Annotated in this window: 16 protein-coding genes; 5 read left to right on the plus strand and 11 right to left on the minus strand. The window is 51.5% G+C overall.

Annotation, left to right across the window (positions count from 1 at the left end; genetic code table 11):
• The first annotated feature begins 20 nt into the window (after positions 1–20).
• Entirely contained in the window at positions 21–722 is a 702-nt protein-coding gene (locus ACR64Q_RS17170) for a HupE/UreJ family protein (RefSeq protein ID WP_313732520.1), read from the plus strand.
• A gap of 4 nt (positions 723–726) precedes the next feature.
• On the plus strand, positions 727–1299 hold the full coding sequence (locus tag ACR64Q_RS17175) for a hypothetical protein (RefSeq protein ID WP_313732521.1): 573 nt from the start codon (positions 727–729) through the stop codon (positions 1297–1299).
• 96 nt (positions 1300–1395) lie between these two features.
• Here ACR64Q_RS17175 and ACR64Q_RS17180 read toward each other — a convergent pair whose 3' ends face one another.
• The 8 genes from ACR64Q_RS17180 to ACR64Q_RS17215 form a co-directional block, all read right to left on the minus strand.
• Entirely contained in the window at positions 1396–2001 is a 606-nt protein-coding gene (locus tag ACR64Q_RS17180) for a nitrogen fixation protein NifQ (RefSeq protein WP_313732522.1), read from the minus strand.
• 36 nt (positions 2002–2037) lie between these two features.
• Positions 2038–2388 carry a 2Fe-2S iron-sulfur cluster-binding protein gene (locus tag ACR64Q_RS17185; protein WP_026602163.1) on the minus strand — a complete coding sequence of 117 codons (351 nt, stop codon included), beginning with the start codon at positions 2386–2388 and terminating at the stop codon, positions 2038–2040.
• A gap of 20 nt (positions 2389–2408) precedes the next feature.
• Complete coding sequence (locus tag ACR64Q_RS17190; RefSeq protein ID WP_313732523.1) at positions 2409–2696, minus strand: 2Fe-2S iron-sulfur cluster-binding protein; 288 nt, start codon at positions 2694–2696, stop codon at positions 2409–2411.
• Between the two features lie 187 nt (positions 2697–2883).
• Positions 2884–4161: an FprA family A-type flavoprotein gene (locus tag ACR64Q_RS17195; RefSeq protein ID WP_313732524.1), complete on the minus strand. Its 1278-nt coding sequence runs from the start codon at positions 4159–4161 to the stop codon at positions 2884–2886.
• The gene (locus ACR64Q_RS17200; RefSeq protein ID WP_020484743.1) at positions 4158–4583 is read right to left on the minus strand and encodes an ArsC/Spx/MgsR family protein; all 426 of its coding nucleotides are present in this window, start codon (positions 4581–4583) and stop codon (positions 4158–4160) included. Before ACR64Q_RS17200 ends, ACR64Q_RS17195 begins: the two co-directional genes overlap by 4 nt.
• 5 nt (positions 4584–4588) lie before the next feature.
• The gene (locus ACR64Q_RS17205) at positions 4589–4873 is read right to left on the minus strand and encodes a 4Fe-4S dicluster domain-containing protein (protein ID WP_020484742.1); all 285 of its coding nucleotides are present in this window, start codon (positions 4871–4873) and stop codon (positions 4589–4591) included.
• A gap of 145 nt (positions 4874–5018) precedes the next feature.
• Positions 5019–6515 (minus strand): nitrogenase cofactor biosynthesis protein NifB, encoded by a 1497-nt coding sequence (gene nifB / locus ACR64Q_RS17210; protein WP_020484741.1) that lies wholly within the window; start codon positions 6513–6515, stop codon positions 5019–5021.
• Between the two features lie 318 nt (positions 6516–6833).
• The gene (locus ACR64Q_RS17215; protein ID WP_313732525.1) at positions 6834–8858 is read right to left on the minus strand and encodes a cache domain-containing protein; all 2025 of its coding nucleotides are present in this window, start codon (positions 8856–8858) and stop codon (positions 6834–6836) included.
• A gap of 650 nt (positions 8859–9508) precedes the next feature.
• Here ACR64Q_RS17215 and ACR64Q_RS17220 point away from each other — a divergent pair.
• The 3 genes from ACR64Q_RS17220 to ACR64Q_RS17230 all read left to right on the plus strand — a co-directional run bounded on the left by ACR64Q_RS17220 (position 9509) and on the right by ACR64Q_RS17230 (position 11477).
• A complete protein-coding gene (locus tag ACR64Q_RS17220; RefSeq protein WP_020484739.1) occupies positions 9509–10261 on the plus strand; it encodes a proteasome-type protease in 753 nt (250 codons plus the stop codon).
• A 183-nt stretch (positions 10262–10444) separates the two neighbouring features.
• On the plus strand, positions 10445–11239 hold the full coding sequence (locus ACR64Q_RS17225) for a lysophospholipid acyltransferase family protein (protein ID WP_313732527.1): 795 nt from the start codon (positions 10445–10447) through the stop codon (positions 11237–11239).
• Positions 11229–11477, plus strand: a complete 249-nt coding sequence (locus tag ACR64Q_RS17230; RefSeq protein ID WP_483823432.1) for a phosphopantetheine-binding protein — start codon at positions 11229–11231, stop codon at positions 11475–11477. The genes ACR64Q_RS17225 and ACR64Q_RS17230 overlap by 11 nt, the downstream gene beginning before the upstream one ends.
• A 26-nt stretch (positions 11478–11503) precedes the next feature.
• On the opposite strand, the gene ACR64Q_RS17235 is transcribed toward ACR64Q_RS17230, so the two are convergent.
• The 3 genes from ACR64Q_RS17235 to ACR64Q_RS17245 form a co-directional block, all read right to left on the minus strand.
• Positions 11504–13396 (minus strand): diguanylate cyclase, encoded by a 1893-nt coding sequence (locus tag ACR64Q_RS17235; RefSeq protein WP_020484736.1) that lies wholly within the window; start codon positions 13394–13396, stop codon positions 11504–11506.
• Between the two features lie 596 nt (positions 13397–13992).
• On the minus strand, positions 13993–14685 hold the full coding sequence (locus ACR64Q_RS17240) for an imm11 family protein (protein ID WP_313732529.1): 693 nt from the start codon (positions 14683–14685) through the stop codon (positions 13993–13995).
• Between the two features lie 182 nt (positions 14686–14867).
• Positions 14868–16250, minus strand: coding sequence for a 3'-5' exonuclease family protein (locus ACR64Q_RS17245; RefSeq protein WP_313732530.1), 1383 nt, complete (start codon positions 16248–16250; stop codon positions 14868–14870).
• Between the last annotated feature and the right edge of the window lie 7 nt (positions 16251–16257).

Raw genomic sequence — 16257 nt, forward strand, 5'->3', positions numbered from 1 at the left:
TTGCCATTGGATTTTTAAACATGAGACCCGCAATCCAGCGAAATATCAGACTGATCGGCTTACCGCTTTGTCTAGTCCTGCTCAGCACTACCGCCTTCGCCCACGGCGTCGATGCCAATACCGAACGGTTTTTGCTGGGCAACCAAGGCGTCGCCATTGGCCCGTTTTTGTACATTGGCGCCAAGCACATGGTCACCGGCTACGATCATTTGTTGTTTTTGGTGGGGGTGATTTTCTTCTTATTCCACACCCGCGACGTGTTGGTGTATGTCAGCCTGTTCACCCTGGGCCATAGTTTGACCCTGCTGGCCGGTGTGCTGGGCCACATTTCGGTCAATCCATTTCTGATCGACGCCATCATCGGCCTGTCCATTGTGTATAAAGGCTTCGACAACCTGGGCGGTTTTCAGCGTCTATTGGGGTTTCAACCCAACACGAAATGGGCCGTGATGATTTTTGGCTTGTTTCACGGCTTTGGCTTGGCGACCAAATTACAGGATTTTTCGCTGCCCGCAGCCGGGCTCTGGAAAAACTTGTTGGCTTTTAATGTGGGCGTGGAAATCGGCCAGTTTCTGGCCCTGCTATTTATCTTGATCGCGCTGGACTTTTGGCGGCGCCACCGCAGTTATTACGCCTTTTCCGCAGCCAGCAACACCCTATTAATGTCCGGCGGCTTGATTCTATTCGGCTACCAAATCACGGGGTACATCATCCATGGATAACTCGATGCAAGACAGCAACCCGCCGGTGCAATCAGTTAAATCTCTCACTATCGCCAGCCTGTCGGCGACGTTTTTGGCTGGCACGGTTCTGGTCACCGCCGTATTGCCCGCCGAATATGGCATAGATCCGACCGGGTTTGGCGAAATGACCGGTTTAACCAGTTTAGCGTCGCCAAACAAAACCGGCAGCCCAGGAACAGCCAGTGCTTGCGCGGAGCCGGCGGCGGTAAGCGCCGCGCAACCGGCTGCGGCCGCGCAGTGGCAAGATACGGTAAAAATCGTGGTGCCGGCAGGCGAAGGCCTGGAATACAAATTTCATTTAGCCAAAGGCGCGGCCCTGGAATATTCGTGGTCCACCAATGGCACGGCGCTGTATTTTGATTTTCACGGCGAGCCGCAAGGCGACAAAACCGGCTATTTCAAAAGCTACAAGGAAACGACCGACAGCCAATCCAGTGGCTCGTTAAGCGCGCCCTTCGAAGGCTCGCACGGCTGGTATTGGGAAAATAAATCCAGTGCGCCGGTTACTGTGGTTTTAAACACGAAAGGGGCTTATCGGATTTTGGGCTTGATGTGATCAGACGCGTCGCTGACCAAATAAACATGTACTGAACGAAAAATACAGATTCAACGCACGGGCGCAATTTAGATAATTCAGAACCGCAAAACTGGTTCAATCCTCCGGCCCGAAGCACTGCGGATAGTCTTTACAAACCTCACAGGACGGCGCCCGGCAGACGTACAAACCTTCCGCTTCGCACAGTTGTTTGTACAAAAACTTTTTCCATTTCATATCTTTGCTGTTGCGAACCAGCAATTCCGGAAAGTTGTAACCCAGCATGGCCGACAAATCGGTGCGCGACCATAAACCCAAGTCTTGCCAGAGATGATCGCTGCCCAAACAGGCCGCCACAATCAATGCGATTAGCCATTCGGTTTCCGCGCCGGGATTGGCGGCAAATTGCGCAAGCAGGACTTCCAAATCCTGTTTTTCCAACATGCGACTGTAATCCAAACTGCTTCCGGAAAACGCTTGTGGCGCTAACGGGTAGCCGGGAAAGTAACGGTCGAGCAGTTGTTGAAATTGTGCCGGGTTCAAACCCAGGCTGTCGGGAAGTACTCCATCGCCGACGCTCCAGCTGGCGATGATTTGCGCCAACCAGACGCTGTTGGGCGACTGGTCGGCACAGGCCATCAGATCTTGATAAATGTGTTGCCGCGACTTCATAACCGAGGGCTCTACCCTATCGTTCGGTGCCATGCTAAGTGTGCAACTCATACTCGATTCTCCGGCCTTTTTAACGATGACGCAGAATTAATATTCGACGCGAATATCTTCATCCCTAACGATCATCTGACAAGCCAGACGCCATTCCGGCGGCAGGTCGTCAACGATCATTTGCTCCAACTGTTCGGTAGTGACTTTACCGATTTGTTTCAGCAGGGATTTTTCCTTCTCGGTCATCGTGCCACCCATGCGTTCCATTTTTTTATCGATGCTGGTGACGCGGACCACGCAAGTGCCGCATTCGCCATCTTCGCATTCGAAATTGATGGGGATTTTGTTTTCCAGAGCCAGCTTCAAAATAGTCTGGGTGTGACTGCCGGCAACGGCGTAGACGGTTTTATCCCGGTATTCGGGACTTGTGAATGTTACTAATGCCATGTGTTACTCCTTTTGCGTTTTTAAACTGGTTTAAGGGAAATTTCGCCGCCCAAGACTTGCGCTTGGCAAGCTAGACGGTTGTGTTTGCCAGCCATGTTTTCCCGCAAAATTTTGTCTTCCAGTACTGACGGCTCGGTCAAGTTATTCCAACCAGCAGTCACTTTCATGATGCAGGTTCCGCAATCGCCTTCCCGGCAACCGTAAGTAATACCGGAACCTACTTTCTCGGACACCTCAATAACCCGGGTGCCGGCGGGGACGGTAACAGTCACGTTTATATCTTCAAATGTAATGGTCGATTTGGCCATTGTAAAAACTCCATAAGGTTTAAAAGTAATCTCGGCAGCCTCTAATCTGAGGACTCCCGGTTTGGAACCGAAACGATTCCTGATTTTCACCGGCCTTGCGGCCGGTGAGGTCACCGATGCGTCCTTGGATCGGTTTAGCCCACGAATAACGCTGTAGGCTCAATAGCAGGCGTCTGTTTTATCCGGTTTACAGGTCCGCAAAATTAATCACTCTCGACTCTCTGGCCCCAGTTAACTCCTGAGCCAGTTCCAAGCCAAAGGCTTTGCACTCGTGGATCTCGTCGTCGGTCGGGATCAACTTGACGCGCAGGCCCTGAATCGGCACCCGCAGTTTCAAGCCGCGCAAACGATCTTCCACCAAGCGCACACCCTCGCCAGTCCAGCCGTAAGAGCCAAAGACACCGCCGAGTTTGTTTTTTAGATTGACCACGGCCAGCGAAGACAGCAGATCCCAAATCGGCTTGACCGCATCACCGTTGATGGTCGGCGTGCCTAGCACCAAACCGTCTGCTTCTTCGATCAAATCCACAAAGGGAGAGACTTCCCCACCCTCCAAATCGTAAAGCGATACCCGCACGTCCTCTATTTGCATCGCGCCTTGATAAATCGCTTCCGCCATCCGTCGGGTATTGCCGTAGGAGCTGATGTAAAAAATCAGCAGGGTTTTCTGGTTGGGCCGCAGTTCGTTATGCAGCGCCGGGCTGGATAGCTGCCGGTAGCGCTGGATGTAATGCTGCGGGCGGTCGCGCAAGATCGGGCCGTGGGTGGGCGCAATCAATTTCAGTGGCAAAGGCTCTATCAGTTCCAAAGCTCTGACCACATATTCCTTGAACGGCCGCATGATGTGGGCGTAGTAGTATTCAAAGGAAAAGCGGAAATCGCCGACTTTGTCGTTGTACAAGCGGTTGTCGCAAAAATGGCAGCCAAACACGTCGCCGGAAAACAGCATCGCTTCTTCCGGGGCATAGGTGCATTGCGTGTCGGGCCAATGCAAGTAAGGGGTGTGCAAAAATTCCAGGCTGCGGTCACCCAAAGAGACCTTGTCGCCGGTCACCACCGGGGTATAGCTCAGCTCGTCCTGTTTCAGCAGGCCTTTCAGCATCGACTGGGCTTTTTGGGAAATGAACAATTGCGCTTGCGGGGCCCGTTTCATCAACTCCGGCAAGGCGCCGGTATGATCGGGTTCCAAGTGATTGAGGACGATAACTTTGATTTCCGCATAATCGGCAACGCTTTCCAGGCGGGCGAAAAAGTCGTTGGCAAAGCCTTCCTTCACGGTGTCGATCACCGCTACGCCTTCGCTGCCGCGAATCACATAAGCGTTGTAACTGGTGCCGTTGGCGGTCTTCAGGATAATGTCGAAAGTACGCAGGTTCGGATCCAGCGCGCCGACCCAATGCACGCGTTCCGACAGGGCTACCGCAAGCGGTACACCGTCTTCGCTCTCCAATTGGACGCTGTTCATGGCTTGCAAGCCTCGGCGTGCGACTGCTTGGGACAGGTTTCCAAATTTTTGTGCGATACGGCTGTCGCCAAGCCCAACCAGGCATCGACCTGTTGTTGGTCGAAACCGCAGACGCGTTGTTCGTTGACCTCCATCAAAGGCCGCCGAATCAACAACGGCTGCGCCACCATCAGCGCTATAGCTTCGTCTTCGCTGACAGTGTTTGGATCGACCAACCCTTGTTTGACAGCCGGCGCGCTGCGGTTAAACCAATCCGCGACCGGCATGTCGCCGAAAAACGAGCGCAACTTGCCCGGTTCCCTGCCCCACGGCTGTTGCAGCAGATCGTAAACCACCAGCAAATGGCCGGCAGCACTCAACAACTGCTTTTGCCGGGTATTGTTCAAGCAGCCCGGCTTTTCATAGAAATGCACGGTGGCCATGGCCGTCAATGTGCTTGTAGTTCCGCCATCGCCTCTGCCATTTTTTCCGGCGGAATACCGGTCAACGAACCTGGCGGATTAATCGGAACGCCTAAGGCATCGAGAATGGCACCTTCAATCGGGCAGATGCTGGCGCATTGCGTATCTTTATAATCGCCTTCGCACTCGGTACATTTTTTCGGGTTAATCCGGAAATGTCCGGCTTTTTCCGACATGTAGATCGCCTTGCTGGGGCACAACGGCTCGCAGGCATAACAGTTGACGCAGGATTCGATAATTTGTAAGGCCATGACGTTACCTTTGTATTCGATGGTTAATCATTTCTAACAATCTCCCTCTCCTGATGGAGAGGGCTGGGGAGAGGAGAATTGAATAAGCAAAAGCTTTTTTGATTCACCTCGCCCCACCCTCTCCGGCCGGAGAGGAAATATTGGGCTATGCCGTCGCCCGCTCTTCTTGCGGCGCAGCCTCATCCAACTTGCCGGCGGCAGCCATTTCCTTGTAAACCGCCATCACGGCTTCTTCGATAGGTTCCATCGCGTGTTCGCCGTTTGGCACGATGCCGGCTTTTTCCAATAAGTCCCAGGGCTCGTAACCGATTTTCGAGCACAACACCGCTTCACAGCCGGCCAGAGAACGAATGGTTTGTTGCAATACGCTCTCGCCGTCGCCGCAGGTATCGTCGCCGCCGCAATACAAGTCTGTCTTGCGGTGACTCATAAAGCGCACGCCGTTCGGAGAAGCTTCGTAGATCAGGAATTCCTTGGCATGTCCGAAGTGCATATTGATCACGCCTTGACCGCTGGTCGCGATAGCCATCAACACCGGACGGGTATTCAGCTTGGGCTCGTCGGCATGGCTGGCGGCTTTTTCGACCTTGGCGGCGCGCTTGCTATGCATTTCCTCGGCAATCGCTTCGTGAATGACCTTGCGTTTTTCCATCGCCGATTGGTAATCGATTTCCATCGCCTCGATTTTGTCCATCGTGAACTCGTCGCCGCGATCTTCGCCCAGCAGACCGACCGCGTCGGCCCGACATTGCCGGCAGTGACGCATCATGTTCATGTCGCCGGAGCAAGAGTCTTGCAGATCCATCAACTCGTCCTGAGTCGGGCCGCGTTGGCCCATCACACCATAGAAGGTGCCGTGTTCGGCTTCGGCAATCAGCGGCATCACGTTGTGCAGGAAAGCGCCTTTGGCTTTGACGATTTTGCTGACTTCCGCCAAATGCTTATCGTTGACACCGGGAATCATCACCGAGTTGACTTTGACCAAAATACCTCTGGCAGTCAGCATTTCCAGGCCTTTTTGCTGCTGCTCGATCAAAATCTTCGCGCCTTTCACGCCTTTGATCCGCTTGTTTTCCCAGAAAATCCAAGGATAAATTTGCGCACCGATTTCCGGATCGACACAGTTGATCGTGATCGTGACGTGATCGATGTTGTGCTTGGCCAGTTCTTCGACCGATTCGGGCAAGGCCAGACCGTTGGTGGATACGCAGAGTTTGATGTCCGGCGCTTCGGCACTCAAACGGCGGAAGGTTTCGAAAGTTCTTTCTGGGTTAGCCAATGGGTCACCGGGGCCGGCGATACCCAGTACCGTCATTTGCGGAATATTGGCAGCCACCGCCATGGTTTTTTTCACGGCTTGATCGGGCGTCAACAATTCCGAAACCACACCGGGACGTGACTCGTTGGAACAATCGTATTTGCGATTGCAATAGTGGCATTGAATGTTACAAGCCGGCGCTACCGCCACATGCATACGGGCGAAATAGTGGTGGGCGTCTTCCGAGTAACAAGGATGGTTTTCTACTTTGGAGCGAATCTCGTCGGACAAATGGCCGAGTTGATCATCACTTGTACCGCAAGAATGGGAGGAGCAGCCGCCTGCGCTTGCTGCTGGAGTTTCGTTTATTACTGGCAGTTCCATATTCTTCACCTCACTTGATTGGTTATGCAGTGAGAAAGCACAGGCCATGCCAGTTATGAAATCATTTTAAGCTATTGATTAATATGAAAATTATTAAGGATAACATCTAGGCAGCCGCAAAAAAGGCTGCCTAATGTTTGTAAAGACACATTCTCAGCCGAACGATTGTAAGGAGTTGCACAAAGCGACCGCGCTTAACCGGGCTGTTCCAACCTGAATACTGACCACGCCGCCTATTTGCGGATTTAACCCGAACAAGTTATTTAGTCCATCGAGCGACACCGGCGTCAGCCGGTGGGTTGGGAGATGCCGCTGCCATCAAAAAGGGATAAACACCATGGCAATCACATCGTTACGATAACCATCCTGCACTTTGTACTCGCGGTACCCCTTTGAGACAGCGACACCAAAGATGTAACTCGTACCATTTAGCTGTATCACTTCCGAACTACGATGACCGGTTTTCAACCCGAAAAATGCCGCATCAACTTCTAAGGTGTCTCCAACTTTGAGCGCGGGATTATTGGCGACGGCAATAATCGTTTTGTTTCTCTGCGCAAACACGCCAAAACAGCCAGCCAATACCTTACCTTGTTTATCGCGAGGCAAAACATCGTTCAGCATCGATTCAAACTGCGGTTCGCTATCGAACACAATGCCTATGCCACCCAACACTTTACGCGGGTCCTCCAAATCGGTAATTGCGGCGTTATAGATGTAAGTATGCCGATTGCCGTAGAGATGCGTTTTATCAAACGCCGATACCGTGTAATGTTGGGAATCGCTGTGCTTTAAAGTCTCGGTCGCACCGGTTGACTCGTCTAACTTGACGCCGACTAACATCTGATACTGGGGCGAGGAGACTGCCAGAATTCGACCGTGGCTGTCATACAGATAAAGATTGGTGTACACCGTATAAAGTGCGTTGATATATTGCAGGATTTCGCTGATTTGGCGGGCTTCGGTGAAACTAAGCTCAGCGTTCGTCAAGCCCCGCCTAAAGGCTGAGGTGAGCGCCCACCAGCGACAATCGTTAGCCCGCTCGTATAAATTTCGATCCATGATATCGACCGCCAAGGACGCCAAAAATCCAGCATTATTTAGATGCGAGGACATCACCGTCACTTCCTGCAGGCTCTTAACCGACGCGTTAAATATGGCGGTAATATCAGAGCCAATTTGTCTGATGGCCTCCAGCACCGGCATGAATTCGGTGGCATTTTTACGGGCCGATGCAATCTGTCCGTTTAACACCAGCAAGCCAAGGTCGGTATTGATATCCGAAGAAGCCTGATGGATTTCCCGTAATTCCTGCGGAAAAGAACTTGCCTGATGCATGATCTCGGTATAGCTGTTACGGGACAGCTGCCTTTCTTCGCGACCGAACGCCATACCCAATCCGGTCATCATTTGGCCGCGCCAACCCAGACCATAAAAGCCCTGATAACCGTTGGTGCTGCGCATATTCACGATATAGTCTTGACGCCGATAATTCAGCATTCTCAAGCCCGCATCACCTTTAAATCCGGTATTGAGCGGCAGCAAGTGTTCGTTGCTGCTGGCAATCACCTGTCCATCCCGATCAATAATCGCTAAAACCCCAATATCACCCGACATCAAGAGTCCATCGAAAATGCTATGCATTTCGTCATCAAAGCGAAAGCACAGGCATAAAACACCCAACACCGGCGAACTCTTGTCATCGGTTTGGGTAATTTTGCAGGAATAGATTAAAGAGTGGCGCCGCTCACTTTGTAAATCGGAATAGCGAAAGGTTTCGACATAATCCTGATCTGACTTCAGCGTTGCCGCCAACAAGGGATCATTGGAATAGGATATGGAATTGGCTTTGTCTAAATGGGCCTTTACGTTCCCTTGGGTATCAAAGACGATAATCTCGTCGTAAACACTGTATTTTTTGACATATTCACGGAGCCTGTTTTCGATGAACTGCGTTTGCTCGGTGCTGACATTCGCGGAACCAAGAAACACTCTGATATCGTCGTCGGTTGCCAGAAAACCCACATCTGCAGTGCGCTCGAATAGGTTACGAATCAACAAATCGATAGCCACTTGCGCTTTCGACGAGTTATCCAGCACCAGTTTTTGCACATTTTCGACCAGTAAATTATGGGTCAATTGTTTCTGTAGTTCGCCGAATTTAAGCTGGGTACGACTCATATCGTCCAAAATAGTCGTCGCCACGTTGTGGCTATTTATTTTCCCTATCAGCGTGATTTTGCCCCACCAATCGTTTAAAGACGCTAACCGCCCCTCAAAACTTTTAACCACCGGCATTGATCCCAATAATTTTGTCGAGTGGGACTGCAAAAAATCATTCATAAAACTCCTCTTGCTAGCAATTGAAAATCGGGGATTAGCCATTCTGTCAGGCTAATCTGCGGCTCACCTTCACCTACCGACAATCCCCGACGAAATCCACAAAATGGCATTCATCCTCCTCCCTTTAAAAACTTGTCAAACCTCATACTGACTAGACACCTCAGCACCTAGCTCATTCACTCAAATTAAAAAACGCTTTTTACAAGACAGCGCGCACCCAACGCTTGTCGACAAGCTCAAAAACCCCACTAAGCCACTGTTTTAATGATCTTATTTCGACAATTGCGGTAAACAAGCATAGATTATTCCAGAAAAAAACAGCGACGAAGTTTGTCTTAACCGGCGCTTGAAAAGCGTTTATTCAGACCTTAATTGAGCAACAAATTGGCAAATTTTTGTGAATCCATTCAAGTTTATCGGCGGAAAACAGCCCACCTAGCGCGACAAACACGGAATTTCGACTAGCTGTTAAACCAACTCATTTTGCACCTAACTGATCCCAAAAGCCGGCCGCGTCGCATCGTTGTGGTGCAAATACCCGACCACTAACGGCGAACATAATCAACTACGAGTTAATGCAAGACTTGCCTTGGCCTTTGCGTTGTATCTTTAGTACACTTCGGCTATCCCTATATTCAGGCACAGAGCACATGACTTACTGTATTGCTGTATCCCTAAAGGACGGATTGGTCTTAACTTCGGATTCCAGAACCAATGCCGGCATCGACAACGTCAGTATTTACGGCAAAATGCACCCATTTTGTACGGCATCTGACCGGAAAATCGTGCTGCTCAGCGCCGGCAATCTGGCCACCACGCAGGCCGTGATCGACCAGTTGAAGCGCGATATGAAGGAAGAGACCGAAGTTAATCTGGACACGGTCAACTATCTGTCGGAAGCGGCCGCCTATCTGGGACGGATCAGCGTCGAAAAACAGCGCCGTCATGTGGATGCCGGCCAAAGCAGCTTCAATCCGTCCGCCACTTTTATTTTGGCGGGGCAAATCGGCCAAGAGCCGCACGGCGCTTATTTGATTTACCCGGAAGGCAATTGCATCACTACATCCCGGCAGACCCCTTATCTGCAAATTGGCGAAAACAAATACGGCAAACCGGTGCTGGACCGATTTTTAAAAATCGATACCTCACTGCACGAAGCCGGCCGCTGCTGTTTGATTTCGATGGATTCGACGATGCGCAGCAACGCCAGCGTCGGCGCTCCGGTGGAACTGTTGATCTATCATCGGGATACACTGATACTGGACGAATACTATTGTTTCCAGGAGGACAACGAGTATCTGAGCAAAATCCGCAAGATGTGGCACGAAAAGCTGAAAGAAGCCTTCGCCACCTTGCCGCAATTCAGTAAAGAGGATTCCCGTCCGCTACCGGGCTGCATATAAACACACTGCTTTACCTTATTTCTAGCTGCTCGCGACGCACGGAACAGGGTTAGCCGTGCGGTTAGATTTATCGTCAACGACTCGTCAGCACGGCGAGCAACAGCTACAATTGCCGGCCTTTATCAATTTCCTACTCGTTCCATTGCAATGTGGTGTGTTTGGCGAGCAGGTCTGCGGCTGGCAATGGTAAAAACACTACTAAAAAAAATCGACTTCGGCTGGCGTCTGCTGGCAACAGCCATCAGCTTTACCAGCTTCGGGATCGGCGGCGTGATGCTGTGGCTGCTCGTTTTTCCGCTCTTGGCCATATGGCCGGGCAGCCGCGCTGAAAAAAACTGCCGCGCGCAATACACGGTACATCTGAGTTTTTATGGGTTTATAGGCTTGATGCACCGACTGGGCGTCATGAGCTATGAAGTGATCGGCCTGGAAAAACTCAACCGTCCCCGCCAGCTGATTGTCGCCAACCACCCAACCTTGGTGGATGTGGTATTTCTGATCAGCCGAATCAAACAAGCCAACTGCATTGTCAAGGCCAGCCTGTGGCACAACCCGGCGATGCGCGGCCCAATCTTGAATGCCGGCTATATCAGCAACGCCGATTCTGAAACGATGGTCAATGATTGCGCCACTTGGCTGCAAAACGGCGGCACCATGATCATTTTCCCGGAAGGCACCCGCTCAGTGCCCGGCCAGGCCTATCGATTTCAACGCGGCGCGGCAGCCATTGCCTTACAAGCCGATAGTATAATCACGCCGGTAACGCTGACCTGCAAACCTAGCACCCTCACTAAAACCCAAGCTTGGTACCAAATCCCGCAACGGCGTTTTCATTTGCAAATGATTGTAGGCGAGGATGTCGAATTACAGCCTTTCCGGGAACTGCAACCGCGCTCGATAGCGGTGCGGCGCTTAACGCAGTATTTACAGGATTATTTTACTCAACAACGAGAACGCCATGAGCGAGATGGAAACTGAAATAAAACACCTGATTATCGACACACTGGCGCTGGAAGATGTTGATGTGGCAGATATCGACAGCCACGCCGCGTTGTTCAATGATGGCTTGGGCCTGGATTCCATAGACGCGCTGGAACTGGGCTTGGCGATTCGCAAAACTTATCAGGTAAAAATCGATGCCGAACGCGACGATGTGGTGAAAATCTTCGGTTCCGTGGCGGCCTTGGCGCAATTTATCGAGGCGGCGCGGAGTTGAGAAGGTTTTGACGAGTCGATGCAATTCTAATGTTGCAGCGAAAAACTACAGACCTTATTCCGGCCGCTGTGTTTAGCTTGATACAAACCCTTATCAGCCAAATTCAGTAAATCGCCGATACTGCTGTTTTTATCCGTCAGGGTAGCCACGCCAATCGATACGGTAAATTGCAATTCAAACCCCGATTCAACCGGAATCACGCTGCCGGCCACCACGCTTCGGAGTCGCTCCGCCACCTCAAGGGCTTTAAGCAAGCCGGTTTCCGGTAATAAGATCGCAAATTCTTCGCCGCCCATGCGGCCGGGAATGTCGATTTCCCGCAAAACTTCCACCAAAATGCAGCCCAGTTTTTGCAAGGCCTGATCGCCGGCCGCATGGCCGTAGTTGTCGTTGACGGCTTTAAAATAGTCGATGTCCAGCATCAATACCGACAACGGGTTGCCGTAACGATCACTGCGCGCCAACTCCGCTTCGCCCTGCTCCATGAAATAACGGCGATTGGCAATCCCGGTCAGATAATCGATGCGCGCCTGGCGCTCCAACTCCGCTTGCAGGGCTTTGCGCTCGCTGATGTCGCGCACGAACGCGCAGTTATACTCCAGGCCTTCGAAGACCAGATAATTCGCGGCCACTTCCACCGGAATTTCCCGGCCGTCTTTACAGCGATGAATGGCTTCCATTTTTAACGCGCCTTTTTGTTTGACTTCCTGCCAATGCGCGGGCCAATTTTCTGCTGTTAGCTCCTTGTCGATATCCATTACCGAAAATGTCAACAACTCCTCCCGGCTATAACCCAATACTTGGCAGGCGGTGTTGTTTACAAATTGGAATCTAGCGTCGGCGGTTATCCAGTACAAACATTCAGTGGCTCTATCCACCGAAAACTGCGTCAGATGCAAGGCCTTTTCCGCCAGCTTGCGCTCCGTGACATCGTTGTAAATCGAGACGATTTCGCCACCGGGCAATTTATACACATAATTTTCCCGCCAACCCTGAATCCGCTCGTCATGGTAATACGACGGCGGAAAAGCCTCCGGCGTTCCGGTTTTGGCCACTCGATGCAAGACTTCGAATAAGCCGAATTCGAATACCCCCGGAAACATTTCGGTAAGTTTTTTACCGATCAATTCTTTACGGGTGATTTTTTCGATTTGCTCGGCGGCTTTGTTGAAACCGATGATAATGAAATCACGGCCGTCCTCGCTGGCTCGGTATACCGCCACGCCGCTACTCATGTGTTTGAATAGTGCCGATAAGCGTGCTTCGCTGGCGGCCAAGGCCCGCTTTTCCAACAGCAGTTGCTGATTGTTTTGAATCAGTTGCTCGGTTCTTTCCTCGACGCGCCGATTCAATTCGTTATTCAGCTCCGCCAATTCCGCAGCCGCCTGCTTTTGCTGCAACCGATCCGCGCCGTGTTTGGCAAAAGCTTGCGCGAGTTGCGCGTACATTTCGGTGATGGTTTCCAGCCGCTGCTTCGCAATGACCGGTACCTTGCTGATGCTTTGCAGATAACTATTTTCTTCGAACCCATAGAGCCGGGCCTGGCGGCGGAAGAACTCCAGATCGGGAGGCTCAATAAAACATTGACCGGTAAAAATATTGGCGACGTGTTGGCCCTCGACGATAATCGGCATGGCCGAATCCACCAACCCGTTCAGACATTTGTAGATTGCAAACCGCTCACCCTTCAGCATGCTTTCAACCAATGCCGTATCGCTTTCTATGCAGTTACTGCATGTGTTGTGGTTGACCCGATGAAATTTTACGCAGGCATCTTGCCATCCGGCGTTGGTGATAACGATGCCGTCGGTATCGATAATCGCGTTTGGTATGCCGACCACCCGGTACAAATCGTCCATCAGCGTTTGCAGACTGGCAAGATCGACAAGTTGGGCGTATTTGATGGTGTTTTCAGACATCGGCTGGTGTGGAATCGAGCAGTGAAGTTAACAGTCTGTCGTGTGAGATTGATAATAGCAGCATTCCGATGAAGCGGAACTGAAAAACACTGGATTTTGGCTAGCAACTAATGCCCGCCAAGCTCTATTGGTGTGGCCTTAATACGCAGAAAGGATTAACAAACTTTCTATGGTGCTGTACTTAACTAGAGTTAAACGCTTGGATTTTTATCTGGTTGCAGCCCGCGACCTAGGTCTGAGGACAAGGATGCGATCTCGGTTTTTTTAGAGCCTCACTTCTACTTTGTCAGATTCACAAACGAGCTCGTCGTTTCGGCAGGGATTGCCGAAATCCAGACTCCACGATAGATTAACGCTTGTCATTCATGGCACTGGATGCCCGCTCAGGCGTCGATATGAAAGGTTATTTTCCCCGAACGATACAGACCGCGTGCCTGAGTTTGTCGATATGTTCAAATAACAGGTCAGATTTGCGCTCGAGTAAATTCACCGTGAAGAAATAAGTTCCGCCTGGGACGTGGTTAGGTCGATAGTTTGATATTGTTGAAGATTAGCCAATTTGGCGGATGGCGCTTTATAACAGTATCGGTATTCGGTTATCGGACTTCGAAGCGGCTAATGGTTTCGCCGGGTTCGCCTATTGGGTCACTGTATTCGTTAAGGCCGGTTAGGCCGGCATCCCGCAAAGTGGTAAGCACTCGCTCGCTCATATAAACCACAGACTCATTCAAGCGATGCCGCCACAACGGCAATTGCGCCACTTTTTCCATCAGCTCGGGGTGGTTCTGTAGGACGGGCAAGTAATCCTCTTCATATGCATCTGCGGAAAACGGTATAAGGCTCTTATTGAGTTTTTCACCCAGTTCGTCGATTCTTAAATAACGCCTGACACTCAACAAGTAATAGGGTTGTTCATTGATCCGCTGCCGATTTTCGTCCTGAATTTCCGTTTCGACGTATTCGTGCTCGAAATCGTCGCAGGTCTCCAGCACCGCCCGCGCCCTTTCGGACACCAGTAGACGCTCGCCGGGACCGTAAAAGTCCGGTATGGCCGTACCGGGCTTCAGCTTGAACATGTAATATCTCTGCTCGAAACCTGCCGGAAACAGCGGTGCACGTAACACCTTACAGTGCGGCCAGGGTGGGTTCTGAGGGATTTCTTCCATGGCCTTGGTCCACTCGATGGGTAGCATGCCCTCCTTGCCCGACGGGCGATAAGCCTTCTTCAAACAAAAATCGCCTGATGAGATAACATCGAATACTTGGCGAAAGCGATAAAAATGGGTCATGGTAAAATTCCTCGACTTTGGCCTATCTTTGCTGGTTTTTTTGGTTCCGAGTGTCCTTCGTCGGAATCCATACAGTCTTCAAAACCAATATGCATTTCCACGCCGGAGCGTGATAACGAGGGACAGAATCCTATTTTTATCTGCCTTTCAATTAGGAAAGTGTTAACGGAGGAATATAGTCATTAACCAGCCATTTCCAATGTTCGCGGCAACGCGACGACCTCCGCCTTCCTCAACGACTTACTCAGCAGCATGTAAGTGTCCCGATCAAACGCCGGAGCGCCGGCCTGCAATAACTCCGCGATTTCCGCCTCGTTTTTGGCCGTGCCCAAATAACACCAGCGATCGATCACATGCAGTTCCTCGCCTTCACAAACGCCGATCGCACCCGGATAAGGCCAGACGGCGAGCTTGAGTTTTTGCATGGCGATCAACACCCGTGCGGCGTGGGCCAATGGCGCTTCGGCGCCGACGCAAGCGCCACGGCATTTTTTGATTTGGTAACCGAAACACGGCCGACCGACGGTGGTTTTCTCCAAGCCCAATACGCTCAAACACAGGCCGTGCTGTTCGGCGACGCCGCGCAAGGCTTTTTGGGCGTCGCGCAGGCTGTGGTACAGGCCGTATAAATTATCCTGCGAACCAAAATCCAGTTCGCCAGCCCAGCTCAATACCGGCTTAAGCTGTTCGCCCTGTTGTTGCAATTGCCAAGCACACAAAGCGTTTTTACGGCGCAAGCGCTGATTGTGAACCGGGCTTTTTTCCTTGATCAAGCGCGCTTCCAGCAACAGCGCACCCAACTCGCCGGCGGTTTCGATCCAGTCGATGCGCCGCAGTTGCTGGGCCAAGCTCATTTCCTTGTTGTTTTTATGATCGGCGCCGAAATGCGCTAACACCCGGTTACGAATATTCACGCTTTTGCCAATGTACAACGGTAAGTCGTTTTCACCGTAAAACAGGTAAACGCCTGGCGCTTCCGGTAAATCGTGAATCAGTAAGGGATCGATGTTGGACGGCAAGCTGGAGCGCCCTACCAAGCGCTGCACGGCAGCATCGACGGTTTCGTCGGAAAATTGCTCGTAGGCTTGGGTCCAAAATTGATGAATCAATTGCGCATCGGCCAAGGCCCGGTGCCGGTCTTTGGCCTGCAAACCGTGGCGTTCGATCAGGCTGTCCAGGTTATGCCGATGAAAATGCGGATACAAAGCCCGCGACAGTTTGACAGTGCAAAGCACTTGCGGCCGAAACGTCATGCCCACCCGGCTGAACTCGTTCTTCAAAAAGCCGTAATCGAAACGGGCGTTGTGGGCGATGAATAAGCGCCCTTCCAGCAATTCCGCCACTTCACCGGCCACTTGCGCAAAGCTGGGGGCCTCGGCGACCATTTCGTTGCTGATGCCGGTCAATTGCTCGATAAACAGCGGAATCCGGGTTTGCGGATTTACTAATTGGTTCCACACGCGCACACCATCCTCGTCAACCAAAACGATACCGATTTCGGTGATGCGGTCTTTAGTAGCTGAGGCGCCGGTGGTTTCCAGGTCAACAAAAGCCAAGGCTTGCATATTTGAG

It is taken from the genome of Methylomonas sp. 2F7 (assembly GCF_057126975.1).